The organism is Spirosoma profusum (assembly GCF_014699005.1).
Taxonomy (GTDB): Bacteria; Bacteroidota; Bacteroidia; order Cytophagales; family Spirosomataceae; genus Spirosoma; species Spirosoma profusum.
This window is the reverse complement of record NZ_JACWZY010000016.1, coordinates 66791-79741: the sequence shown is the minus strand read 5'-3', so window position 1 is coordinate 79741 and position 12951 is coordinate 66791. Positions and strand designations below refer to the sequence as shown.

7 protein-coding genes are annotated in these 12951 nt (G+C 49.6%); 3 read left to right on the top strand and 4 right to left on the bottom strand.

The window, feature by feature from the left end; all coding sequences use genetic code 11:
* Window positions 1–3 precede the first annotated feature (3 nt).
* Window positions 4–3099 carry a fibronectin type III domain-containing protein gene (locus IC229_RS18620; RefSeq protein WP_190888515.1) on the bottom strand — a complete coding sequence of 1032 codons (3096 nt, stop codon included), beginning with the start codon at window positions 3097–3099 and terminating at the stop codon, window positions 4–6.
* 263 nt (window positions 3100–3362) lie between these two features.
* Between IC229_RS18620 and IC229_RS18615 the strand changes: the two genes are divergently transcribed.
* Complete coding sequence (locus IC229_RS18615; protein WP_190888514.1) at window positions 3363–4286, top strand: TIGR01777 family oxidoreductase; 924 nt, start codon at window positions 3363–3365, stop codon at window positions 4284–4286.
* A gap of 43 nt (window positions 4287–4329) precedes the next feature.
* Here IC229_RS18615 and IC229_RS18610 read toward each other — a convergent pair whose 3' ends face one another.
* Window positions 4330–5763 (bottom strand): mandelate racemase/muconate lactonizing enzyme family protein, encoded by a 1434-nt coding sequence (locus IC229_RS18610; protein WP_190888513.1) that lies wholly within the window; start codon window positions 5761–5763, stop codon window positions 4330–4332.
* A gap of 116 nt (window positions 5764–5879) precedes the next feature.
* Between IC229_RS18610 and IC229_RS18605 the strand changes: the two genes are divergently transcribed.
* Complete coding sequence (locus IC229_RS18605; RefSeq protein WP_223834070.1) at window positions 5880–6842, top strand: RraA family protein; 963 nt, start codon at window positions 5880–5882, stop codon at window positions 6840–6842.
* 219 nt (window positions 6843–7061) lie between these two features.
* Complete coding sequence (locus tag IC229_RS18600; protein WP_190888512.1) at window positions 7062–7991, top strand: RraA family protein; 930 nt, start codon at window positions 7062–7064, stop codon at window positions 7989–7991.
* Window positions 7992–8027: 36 nt separating this feature from the next.
* Here the strand turns inward: IC229_RS18600 and IC229_RS18595 are convergent, their stop codons facing one another.
* On the bottom strand, window positions 8028–9032 hold the full coding sequence (locus IC229_RS18595; RefSeq protein ID WP_190888511.1) for a YpdA family putative bacillithiol disulfide reductase: 1005 nt from the start codon (window positions 9030–9032) through the stop codon (window positions 8028–8030).
* Between the two features lie 577 nt (window positions 9033–9609).
* Window positions 9610–12762: an SdrD B-like domain-containing protein gene (locus IC229_RS18590; RefSeq protein WP_223834069.1), complete on the bottom strand. Its 3153-nt coding sequence runs from the start codon at window positions 12760–12762 to the stop codon at window positions 9610–9612.
* Between the last annotated feature and the right edge of the window lie 189 nt (window positions 12763–12951).

Here is a 12951-nt window from a genome sequence, read left to right as displayed (position 1 = left end):
CTGTTAGAAACCTAGTCTTAATCGGGCATCGGCTCCATAGGTAAGTGTGATACCCGGAAAAAATTGCAATCGTTGCGCTGTCCCTACGTAGCCCGCCGGTAGATTCACGACGTGCTTGAGCTCTACCACGTCCGAGCCAACCGGCAACCGGTTGCACGACCAAACCGTCACATCACTCCACGAACCCGATTTCAGAGTGTACATCCCGCTACAGGGAACCGGCGTGGAAAACGTAACCGAACCGCTGAATGAGGAACTCTCCCCCACCGAACACAGCGTGCGAATCTGCCACTCGTAAGCCGTTCCACTCATCAGCCCGTTGAGGACGGTGTAGCCCGCCCCATTGCTGCTGGTCAGATTATCGAGAACGATCCAGTCCGTAGCGCCCAGGGCCCGGTAGCGAGCCTGGTAGCGGGTATCGGCGTTGGCAGCCGCAAAGCTCCAGTTGAGCTGGGCCGAGGTAGTGGTCAGGTTGGTGGTCAGTAAATTGGTGGGAACGGTGCAGCCAGGGGTGTAAAAGGTACGTACCGACGAATAAGGCGAAAAGCTTCCGTTGCCACATTTGGTTCTCACCTGCCAGTCGTATGACGAATTGCTGCTTAGCCCCGTCACCGTTACGGTCGTGCTATTAATGTTGGTAATGGTTGTCCAGTCATTTGACGTACCGGCTTGCCGATACTGCACTTCATAGGTAGCCGCAGGACTTACCGCATCCCAGTATAAATAGGCCGATGTGACAAAAACAGTCGGGTATAAGTTGAACGGAGTTGCGCACTGCGTTGAGAAAGTAGGCCCTGCTGTAAACGTCGAACTTTGTGTTGGCGAACAGGCAGTTGCCACTTCCCATTCATAATTGGTGCCGGGTAGTAGACCCGTTTGCAAATAGGTCCTTGACGTATAAAGGCTGTTGGTAGTCGTTGCCGTCAGATTACTCACCGTTGTCCAGGTGGGTGTACCTGTCGGGCGGTAACGTAGCGTGAACAACGTACCGGGATCTGCCCCAACAAACCAGTAAAACTCAACCGATCCGGGCATAATGCTGGATGTATTCAGATCCTGAGATTTGGGTGGAAAACAGCCCGTGGTAAATGTAGCTGAACTGGAGAAATCGGAAACGGCACTGGCCGAACAGACCGAGGCTACTTCCCATTCATACGTAACATCAGGCGATAGAGCGCTGAGGCTGTATGTTGGCTGGATGGACGTAGTAACGGTTGTCCAGGTCGGATTTCCGACGGGACGGTAGCGCAGCTGAAACGCCTGAGCATTGGTAGAAGCCTGCTGCGTCCATTGCAGTTGAGCCCGGGTTTGCGACGCCAGGCTGTTCGTCGTAGTCGGTACCCGGCAGACGGTGGCGAATGTACTACTCGCTGTAAACGTTGAACTCTCGGTCGGTGAACATACACTCTTCACCTGCCATTCGTAGGCCGTGTTGTTGGTAAGCCCCGTCAGCGAATACGACTGGCTGGTAATGCCGCTGACGGTGTTCCAGTTGGGTGTTCCGATGGGTCGATACCGTAGTTCGTACGTCCGGCCTGATTCATTATAGCTAACGTACCAAAAAAGTCCGACCGACGATGACGTAGCGCCGGTATTGCCTAACGTGTATGGAGCCACGCAGGTGAACGTAGTAAACGTTTGCCCCTGCACAAAAGCGGATACCGATGTGGCCGAACAGACAGCCTGGACCCGCCATTCATACGTAGTACCAGCCGTCAGGCCGGTAAGTGAGTACCCAGCCGACGGGATTCCATCGACGGCATTCCACTCGGTAGCCCCCGATAATCGCCAGTTCAGGTTATACGATGGGCCAAAATTTCCATACCAGTTTAAAACAGCCGACGTGCGGGCCGGGTTTGGAGAAGTAGCCTGAATGGGTAAACAGGAATTGGTACTGACAGATACCGTCGGGCTAAGATGATTGATAGTCGTGTTGGACGGCCGAATGCGGTAGTAATAGATTACATCGGTCTGCGCGAGCGTGTCTGTAAATGTCGTTACGTTAGGAGCCACGCCACCTATCGGCACAAAAGGCCCCGATGCCGACGTAGCGCGTTCGATGAAATAGCCCATTTCACTGGTGGTATTATCCTGCCACGTAGCAGTTACTGTTTTTTGGGCAAGCGTAAACGTTAAACTAAGATTTGTGGGGGGGGCTAAATCGGTTGCTGGCGCATCGAGCGTGTAGGCAGTGTGCGACTGACGTAGTGCGAGGCCCTGCTGGATACGGTCGTGCTGCCCCGCCGTGAAATCGTTGAGACAACTATTACTACCCCAGGACGACATAATGTTGGTCATCGACGGATTATACGGCTCACCATTGGCGTCGCGGGCAGTGCTGGCAGGGTCATAGACGTAGCAACCGTTGATGTAGTTGACAACTACGCCGGGCCTGTTTGATGGGTCGGCGGGAGTGTCGCAGACAAAATCGCCTTCGGTAGAGCAGTTTGCCCCCGGGCCACGGGTCACTAACTCGTTAGATACATTTGTGCCGTTACCGCTACCAAAGGTGTGATCTAAGCCAAAATTATGGCCCAGTTCATGCGGAATCAGATGTTCACCAATGGCTCGTTTGGAAGTGGCAATCTTACTCACGTTTATAATAGACTGAGTAGAACCCACGTAGTTACCGGGATAATTACCAAGTCCGGCATAGTTACCCTGTATAAAATGTACATAATATTGATTCAGGGCATTCGGCACATCAAATGGGCCGGGAGGACCGGCGAAACTTGCCCATACATCGTCGTTATCGATATAATCCGGGGTTGTACCAGCAAAATAGAACTGAATGCCCACGCCATTCATCATGTATTGCCGATTGGTCATGGCCATCACCTCGTTCATGTTCGACAATTCGAAGCCCCCGGAGCCGTCGCTCTTCCGAATGATATGCGGACGAATCGGTACGTAAGTCAACGTAGTGAAAGCGCTCTTTCTAGCCATCTTCTGCTTGAGAGCCAGCATCTTCTGCCGAAGCTCTTTGGCATCGGCAGCGCTTATTTCCGTTCCGCACACGGCTTGATTCTGAGCGTTTGTTGACAGACAAAATGCCATCCATATCACCCCAATAAGCAAATTAATAAACGTTGAGCGCATAGTTTCAAAAACGAAAATATATTAATATAACAAGAATTTATTGTATTGTAAATATAGCAATATCCATTATCAAATTTGGGTCAGTTTCTTTCAATTTTAGGACAAACCGCTTGTCATAAATTAGTATTTGCGCTAAAACAAGAGAGCGGATGCGGAGTTGTATAATGAATTATAGCAAGTTTTTCAGGCCCAATACATAAACAAGTTCCGGTTCCTGCTACGTAATACTGTTACGTCCAACTGGGTCGGAATGAGTCATTCGCATGAGTCAAAATGTTCTTATTACAGGCGGCACCGGTTCCATTGGCCGTCGGCTTACCCAACTGCTCCAGCAACAAGGCTTTCAGGTTTCGTTACTCAGTCGTGCTACGTCCGCTCAGCCATCTCAGCCCAACGTAACAGTCTATAAATGGGACGTAAAAAAAGGGGAAATTGACTTGAAAGCGATTCAGAATGCCGACCATATCATTCATCTGGCGGGCGAAGGAATCGCGGATAAACGCTGGACCGACGAACGTAAAGCAGACATCCTGGAAAGCCGCACCCAATCGACCGACTTACTTGTTCAGTCACTGGCCCAGCACCCACACCACGTTAAATCGTTTATCGGCGCTTCGGCCATTGGTTACTACGGTGGCGATACCGGCGACCGTCCCTTAACCGAAACTACGCAGGGCGGAACTGATTTTCTGGCGCAGGTGGTACGTGCCTGGGAGCGTTCGGAAGACCAGCTGGCAACGCTTGGCATACGTACCGTTAAACTACGTATCGGCGTAGTATTGATGAAGGAGGGCGGGGCGCTCCCCAAACTAACACAACCCATTCGACTGGGTGCCGGTGCGCCGATTGGCTCCGGTCATCAGTACATTTCCTGGATTCACCTCGACGATTTATGCCGACTCATTATCAACGCGTTGACTGATACGTCGTGGCAGGGCGTTTATAATGCCGTTGCGCCTACGCCCGTCACGAACGAAGGGCTAACTCGGTCGATAGCCAACGTAATACACCGGCCGATGTTGCTACCAAATATTCCGGCCTTCGTCATCAAACTCATGTTCGGCGAACTGGCAATTACAGTCCTCGGCGGAAACTACGTACTAAATAAACGTATCGCCGAAGAGACATCCTTTCGGTATCTCTTCGGCGATTTAGAAAATGCGTTGAAAAATCTATTGAATGAATAATGGTTCTGCTGGTCATTATTCATATTACATTATTTATTCCTGATTAACTCCACTCGCGGTCACTCGAATCTCTAGTATTCCAGGTATCGGTCGGTGCGAACCACGTAGCGCCTTTTCTGAGGAATTTTTTGGCCGCTTCCTCGTTCAGTTCGACGCCCAGACCGGGTTTATCGGGTACTTTTACGAAGCCTTTATCCACAATGGGTTTCATGCCCGTTACAATGTCCTCCCAACCGGCAACATCTACGCCGTGGTGTTCGAGAGCCACAAAATTCTCGGTTGCAGCTGCGCAGTGTACGTTCGCCATCATGCAAATGGGCGAACCTGCAAAGTGCATTGCCATCGGAATACCTTTTTCTTCGGCGTAATCACCGATTTTTTTGGTTTCCAGCAAGCCTCCCGACGATGCCAGATCCGGGTGAATCATGTCGATGGCTTTGGCGTCGATGAGTTTAATGAATTCTTCTTTCAGGAAGATATCTTCACCTGTCAGCGTTGGTGTATCGATGGCATCGGTAATCTGTTTCCATTGATCGGTGTAGAACCAGGGCACAAGATCTTCGAGCCAGGCCAAACGGAAAGGCTCCATCGCCCGACCAATCTGAATAGCGGTATTTACGTCGAAATGGCCAAAGTGGTCGGCCGCCAGGGGTGTATCATAACCGACAATGTCGCGCACTTTGCCAACGTGTTCCACCAACCTATCCAATCCTTTCTTCGTCACCTGAATGCGCGTAAAAGGGTGTTTCGTATTGGCGTAATTTCCCAGTTTACCCGGTTCACTATCGTTCCACTGCCGTCTTACGCTCCAGTTGCTGCCATTCACCAGCATACCCGGCTGGTCGGCCAGCATACCGATACCAAAGTCCATTTTCAGGAACGAATAACCCTGATCCCGGCGCTTTTGCATGTTTTTGGCAAATCCTTCATACGAATCGGCCTCGGGCGTATCGGCATATAACCGAACGTAATCGCGGTATTTTCCACCCAGCATCTGATAAGCAGGTACGTTGTAGGCCTTTCCAGCCAAATCCCAGAGTGCCATCTCAACGCCACATACGCCACCAGCCGCCCGGCTATGGTTACCAAATTGCTTGATCTGCTTGAAAATCTGCTCTACGTTACAGGGGTTTTTACCCAGAATCCGGCTCTTGAGCATCAGCGCGTAATTGGCGCTGGCCCCGTCGCGCACTTCGCCCCAGCCGATAAGGCCCTGGTTTGTATCGATCCGGATAATTGGGCTGCTGAATGGCACACCTTGCAGAACGGCTATCCGCATATCGGTGATTTTCAGTTCATTCGGTTTTGAGTCACGGCTTACTTTCTGCGTGATGAACTCAAGCTCCTGCTCAGTGGCAAATGGCTTTTTCTCGAACGCAAATCCCAGCGATAAGCCGCCTAAACCGGCATTCCGCAGGAAATCACGGCGATCCGATCCATTACCGGAAGCGGCTAAACGGGCGAAGATATTTTTCATATTGAAACAGTTAGTCTTGGTTTTCGGGTATTCAGCTATAAAATGAATCAATGGCAGTATTTTACTTATCAATTCGCCTTTTATCTCCACAGCAAGCTCCTTTTCTCCGTTGTAATATGAAAAAAATACTATCATTTAAAGCTCTCATAAATAATCTTTTAATTGGAACAATTGCTACATTTTCCGTAGTAACAACTACCCAGGCACAACGTATCGGTTCCTCGGTTGAATACGTTACGGCCTTAACCTCAAACTGGAAAGGGGACCGCCTACCGGATGGCCGCCCAAACGTACCGGAGATTGTGCTGGAACGGTTACAAAACTGTACACTGGAGCAAATCTGGGGGTATCTGGGCAATAAAGGGTATCGAAATCAGGTCGAAAAGAACTGGGTTATCCTAAAACCCGGCGAAACGATGACCGGTCGGGTAGTAACAGCGCAATTCATGCCCACCCGCCCCGACCTCGATACGTTAGTTCGGAAGCAGGGAAAAGCCGAAGGGCGAGCCCAGAAAGGCGGGATCAACATCTGGCCCATCGATATTCTGACCAAAGGCGACATCTACGTAGCAGATGGTTATGGAAAAATCAAAGACGGTACGTTGATTGGCTCCAGTCTGGGCAACGCCATCTATGGTAAAACCGGCAAAGGTGTCATTTTCTATGGCTCCGTACGCGACATGCAGGAGTTGAAAGATACTAAAGGATTCAACGCCTGGGTGAAAGGACATGATCCCTCGTATATCAAAGACATGACGCCCACGTCCATCAACGCGCCCATCCGAATTGGCGAAGTGACGGTATTTCCCGGCGACGTAGTGTTTGCCAATGAGTATGGCGTCGTGTTCATTCCAGCGCATCTAGTTGAAGGGTTGGTGTCGGCTTCGGAAATGACGGCGTTACGTGATGAGTTTGAACGGGTGTTACTACAGCAGGGCAAATATCCATCGGGCGAAATCCACGGCGACTGGTCGGCTAATATCAAAGGCGAATTCCGCACCTGGGTAAGCAAATACCCGAAAAAGCTGGCCATCACCCAAAAAGATATAGACGCTTATCTGGCGAAGGAAGGGCATTGAGTATCTTGCCGTTTGTAGTCATTTATCGGAGCTTTTTTGTCATGCTGAGGAACGAAGCATCTTAAGATTTTCTTACCGACTTGTTTGGAAACCTTAAGGTGCTTCGTTCCTCAGCATGACAAAAACGTGTTCCGACAAAAGGGTCAAAAGTCAACAAATGACTACTCCTGACCATCAATAACTACAAATGACCATTTCCGACCATAAACAACCGAATTGATGAAATTTCGAATTGCCTACGTAGCGTTTCTTACTACTCTCTGTGGAATTACCACTTCATCCGCCCAAACCCTACCAAAAGAAGAATTAACCTTTCTGACAGCCGAATGGAAAGGCGAACGTTTCCCGGATGGTCGCCCCAAAATTCCCGATGGGTTACTCGAACGAGCCAAAAACATTGGTTTGGACGATGCCTGGACGGTACTGAAAAACGAAGGGTATACCAACCAGTTTGAAGGAGGCTGGAAGCTGATTCAGAACGACGTAGCAGTGGTTGGCCGGGCCGTTACGGCGATGTTTATGCCAAGTCGCCCTGATGTTGAAAAAGCCATCAAGGAACGTGGCACTACCAAACAGGGACGTAAAGGAAACACCAACGCCTGGCCCATTGAAACGTTGACCAGGGGCGATGTATACGTAGCAGACGCTTACGGAAAAATTGGGGGTGGTACGTTGATGGGCGCTACGTTAGGCAACGCCATTTTCAGCAAGAGCGGCAATGGCGTCGTGTTTAACGGAGCCGCCAGAGATTTGCAGGAACTACAGAATATCAAAGGTTTCAACGCTTTCGTGCGCGATTTTCACCCGTCCTTTATCGAAGAGATGGTATTGATGGGGCTCAACTCCCCCATTCGCATCGGTGGCGCCATTGTATTACCCGGCGATCTGGTGATTGCGCAGCGGGAGGGCGTGTTATTCGTGCCTGCGCACATGGCCGAACAGGTCATCACCACCTGCGAATTCGTCACCCGAAAAGATCAATTTGGTTTTGAAGCGGTGAAATCAGGCCGTTACACCACCGGCCAAATCGACAGCCAGTGGACCGATGAAATCAAAACCGAATTCCTGAAATGGCTCACTCAGCACCCCGAATTAGGCACCATGACGCGGGCAGAGTTGGATAAAGTAATGAGTAAGCGGACGTGGTAAGATTTGTACGGACCAAGCTCCAGCTTGGCCCGTACATTAAATCCGGTCAATCAACTCCGCTACTTTGTGTACTTCGCGACCCATGATGTGGTCGATTATCGACTGAGCGTGTTCACGACCGTTTTCAATGAATACTTTTTCGGTGTGAATACCCGCCAGCACCGTTCCGCAGACGTAGAGACCGGGAATATTCGTCTCGAAGGTTTCCTTGTCGAAAACCGGTACCTGCGATTCGGAATCCAACACAATACCGCAACGACGTAGCAAATCGGCGTCGGGAATGTATCCCGTCAGAATAAAGACGAAATCGGCAGGGAGTTGGGTTTCGTCGCCGGTTTTCAAATTGGAAACCGTTACGTTACGTTCGTCAATCTGCGTTACGCATGAATCGAACATCGTTTTGATTTTCCCCTCTTTCACACGATTTTTCACGTCGGGTACCAGCCAGTATTTAACGGTATTCCGAAAATCCTCGCCCCGGTGTACAACCGTAATAGTTACGTCGTGTCGATATAGTTCCAGAGCCGCTTCAACCGCCGAATTCGATGCACCGATAAGTACTACGTTGGTAAAGGAATATTTGAACGGCTCATCATAATAATGTGATACGTGCGGCAGGTTTTCGCCCGGAATATTGAGCCAGCGAGGATGGGTAAAATAGCCCGTGGCCATAATCACTTTCCGGGCCTGATACGTATCACCCGACGTAGTGGAAACAGTGAACAGGTCTTTTTCCTTTTTTACCTCCCAAACCTCCTGAAACAGTTTAAAATTCAGCTTGTAATAAGCCGCTGCTTTCCGGTAATACTGAAGCGCTTCGTCGCGACTGGCTTTTACGCCCGATATCGGAAACGGCAATCCACCGATTTCAATGTTCTCGGCGGTCGAGAAGAAGCGCATCCGACGAGGGTATTCCCGAATGGATTCAGTCAGGCTACCCTTTTCCAGAATCAAATGGCTCAGTCCGGCTTTAGTGGCTTCAATACCCGCTGCTAATCCACAGGGGCCTCCACCTACAATAATTACATCAAATACCTGCATCGATTCACGTCAACAAATACAGTCGTTTCACCCAAAACGACTTCTCTTTTATGATATCCACAAATTGAGGGAAATCATTTCAAAGACAACGAATACGTATCGACAAAGATTCCGACCAATTTTACTGATAAAGGCTCCATGATAGGACGTAGCGGCTTCTACAATAAGCTAACGTGAACAACGTATCAATTGGCAAGTTAACTAATTCATTTATAACGTATTGCTGGCGCTTAGGGCTTCGACTGGCTCAGTCTGATAGTCCATTTATTTTTCACTCAAGCTAGTTTGTCAGGCTGAGCCTGTCGAAGCTCTACGCGTCAGCAATACGTTGACTTAGCCAGTATTCACTATAAACTAACGTGAACTCGGGACTATTTTAGGTTCCTTCAATACGTTACGTGCCGTAAGCACCAAATGGTTATAGTCTCTGCCCTCACCCTCCGTGCCGTAGGCACCTAACCAAGAGCTACTGTTAGGTGCCTACGGCACGGAGGGTGATCGTGGGGCACTTTTACTACAAACATTAGAACCCTATGGGGTAAAACGAATCCCGAGTTCACTATAAACTAGTTTCGGCTTATCGCCTGAGTCTGGATATGGTTATCGGTAAGCACTGAGGTAGGCAGGGATCGGGAGGAGCCGTAATGGGGAGAGAGAATTCGACAACTGCAAATGTAGAACATCCGCCAGGTAACGTAGCCGTAACGGTATAGAAGCCTACAACACTTACCAATGGTTCAGCTTCTGTGCTGGTGAATCCGTTAGGCCCTCGCCAGAAAAACGTAGCACCGGGTGCTTCGGCATGCAAACGACCACTACAGGTTCTACAAAGTCTATAAGCACCATTTGCAATCAGGGCTGGTTTTGCCGTATCGGCCACTACTTCCACCTGAGCAGTTGCTGTTTGGCCTGGACAGTCGAGATTCGTAGCCGTGACGCTATACGTTCCTGCTACCGTTGCCACCGCCAACTGCTGAGCGCTGTTAAAACTTCCAGGCCCCGTCCAGTTGAAGCTTGCAGAAGGCACGCCTGATCCGTTTACGTAGCGAAACTGACTTTGCAGCGTTGTGTACAATACCGAGCAGTCGAGTTTTCCGCCTATGGCTGTCAACGTTACGGCAGGAGTAGGCTCAATAACCGTTTCATCAGTCTGGCGGCAGGAGGGATTCTCGGGTGTCGGATAAATGATGGCGTAAACGTATTGATTACCTCCAGCCGACATAGTAATGGCTGGATTGTACAGCACAGCCCGGTTACTCGAATCGGGCTTCACCATACCTAGCACAGTTCCTCCGCTACCATACATAGCCGTTCCCGATTGCGGACCGCTGAACACCACAAACCGAACCGAATCGACCCGACTCAGGTGATTTCCCGTGGCGGCAATCGAGTCGATACGTCCCCCCGGACAAACGATGATGGTATCTTTCTCGGTCGTTAACTCAGGGCAGGAGTACATCGACAAATCGTATGTAAAATCATTCTGACCAGCATCCATGGTTGTTAGCGGAATTACGGCTGAATTGCCCACTACCCTAGCGTCAGAATCGCGTAAGTCAGCTTCGCTAAAATCAGACCGGTCTTTCGGCGAAATCGTATAATGCCGCTGTGGGATAGCCCCCTGCCGACCACCAGCCTGTGCGATGGGTTTGGCACCTCTAAGCGTAATGTCCAATCGTGGTAACTGAGTGGTATCCATGCGGACTTCGTATTTATGCCCAAACTTGATGCCCGCCGGAACCGTCGTGTTGTTAAAATAATATTGCCCTCCGTCGTGAGTAGTTTGCGTACCCACCTGTGCGCCCCCACTTTCCATATCGTGCAGCGTCAGGACAATACCATCGACACCGGGTTCATACGCGTCCTGAATCCCATCGCGGTTATCGTCGAACCAGACCCGGTTACCAATCTGGACGGGTGCTACGTCGCACAACGCTTTTGTATCGCCCAAACCAGAGGCTTTTCCAAACGAACCCGGCTGCTGTGTATAGATCACGTAATTCCGATTTTCACCGCCATCTGTATTGCTAAAGACCTTCAGGCCAGCCGATTGATAAACATTGTCGAGTGGATCATAAGCCGACGTAACAACTTCATTATAACCCGGAATAACTACGGATGCGCCATTTGTAACTTCGGAGTGAGCAACACGTCGGATAAAATACCAATCGTCGTGTCCGTAGAACTCCCCCCCACCCGGGCCTTCGTTATTTGCAACCCCACTTCCTGTCCGATCTCCGGCTATTCCATTGCTTTCCAGCACATATTCCCCATTGTGAATGTAGGCACGTAACAAATCCCCCCCTGTAAAACCGTTGTAAAATCCCTGGCCTTGTGGATCGTGATTTACTAAGCCAGCCAGATGTCCAAAGCGATCCAGAAGCCCGATCAACATAGACCCATCGTCATCAAACGAAAAACTACTTAGAATAGGCTGCGGAAACATCACGAACGTAGGATTCTGACCTAATCCGCAGGTTTCCGGCCACGCATTTGTCCAGGGGAGCCAATGGTCATATTTTGTGCAGGACCGGCTGGGATCAAGTGGATCAAAGGTCCCGTCGGCTGGCCCACGCCGAAAATCGAGTGGAAAGGATAAAATCTCTTCGAAAGCCGGAGTTGCTGCTGGGTCAAAACGGTAGACAGTCGCCTTTAAATCAGCCTGTTGCTGTGAAGTTTCGGCTGAGCAGACAACACCAACATATACTTTACCATGGTGAAATTTTACGGCCCAGGGTCGAAAATCGCCATTCGAGCAACCCGGGTCTGGGATAGCCCAGGATTTAACATCAGCCGCAGTTGGTGTCCGGCCGGGCGAATCAATAAAAATTCCGTATAGTTTTCGATCTTTTAAATTGACAAGATACAACGTCTTATCATCTTCAGAGACGTCCATTCCACCAATACTCGTACGCCCCATAGCGACCATAGGCCCCGCATCGACGCTGGCTTGCGTTTTATCGCCAAACAATCCACTATGCGGGTCGTCACCGGTATCGATGCCAATCGTTTTTAAATCGACAAAATTACTAGTTGTACCACTAGCAAGATCAGTAACATATATTCCACCCGAACCTAATGGCCCAAAACTCATGTGCCGTTTTATGACCGCGCTAGTATATAACTTTTTTGACCGACGCTGATATGCTACTCCCCAGGTAGCTCCTACCTGCTGGCCTGTTGCCAGACTATTTACCGGGAAATTAGACGGCCCGGCAACGCCAAATGCATTGTAGGACACTCGAATAAGCGCACTGCTCCTGGCCGCTTGCTTATCCTCTGGCACTGGATTTCCGTTTTCATCGGTCGTTACCTGAGTATTACCATTAACGTAAATTGGTACAGCTATTTCAACCCCAGAAGGTTGACAATAATCAGACGGGTAATTAATTCCTACGTTAATAGCACTGGCAGGCGCTTTTGTAAACTGAACGCTTGTACCGCTACTGTTTCCATAAGGGCCATTGTAATTTCCTGTTGGCAGATTAGTAAATTCGATACGTACAGATTTACCTGCGGGCACATCGGCACTGGAAAATGAATAAACCCCCGCGTTGCTAGTCGTAGTTAGAATTGGCGTTTTGCTCAAGTCAACAAACGCCCGGACTGTAACGCCCGAAATACCTGGCTCAATGGGGAGCGTATCGGAGCGCACCCCGTTCATATCGAAATCCCTGAACACATGTCCGCTGACCTGCGCTTGTACAGCGAGTGCCGTACATAAAGTCAATATGAAAAAGAGAGCTAATGCCTTCCTGTAAATTTTTAATGATACGTAATGGTGCTTCATCAATCAATAGGTTGTATAGGTAAAATGCCCGTTTTCTATTCAGGAGTTTCGAGGTAAGACTTTATTAACGTAATGCATTTATCATTTACAAATAGCCTCTAATACTTACCTATAAGTGCCTGTTAAATA

Bases quoted from the DNA above. Each gene is read 5' to 3' on its own strand.
- IC229_RS18600 (WP_190888512.1), top strand. From the start codon at position 7,062: ATGAAATTTCGAATTGCCTACGTAGCGTTTCTTACTACTCTCTGTGGA.
- IC229_RS18595 (WP_190888511.1), bottom strand. From the start codon at position 9,032: ATGCAGGTATTTGATGTAATTATTGTAGGTGGAGGCCCCTGTGGATTA.
- IC229_RS18605 (WP_223834070.1), top strand. From the start codon at position 5,880: ATGAAAAAAATACTATCATTTAAAGCTCTCATAAATAATCTTTTAATT.
- IC229_RS18610 (WP_190888513.1), bottom strand. From the start codon at position 5,763: ATGAAAAATATCTTCGCCCGTTTAGCCGCTTCCGGTAATGGATCGGAT.
- IC229_RS18615 (WP_190888514.1), top strand. From the start codon at position 3,363: ATGAGTCAAAATGTTCTTATTACAGGCGGCACCGGTTCCATTGGCCGT.
- IC229_RS18620 (WP_190888515.1), bottom strand. From the start codon at position 3,099: ATGCGCTCAACGTTTATTAATTTGCTTATTGGGGTGATATGGATGGCA.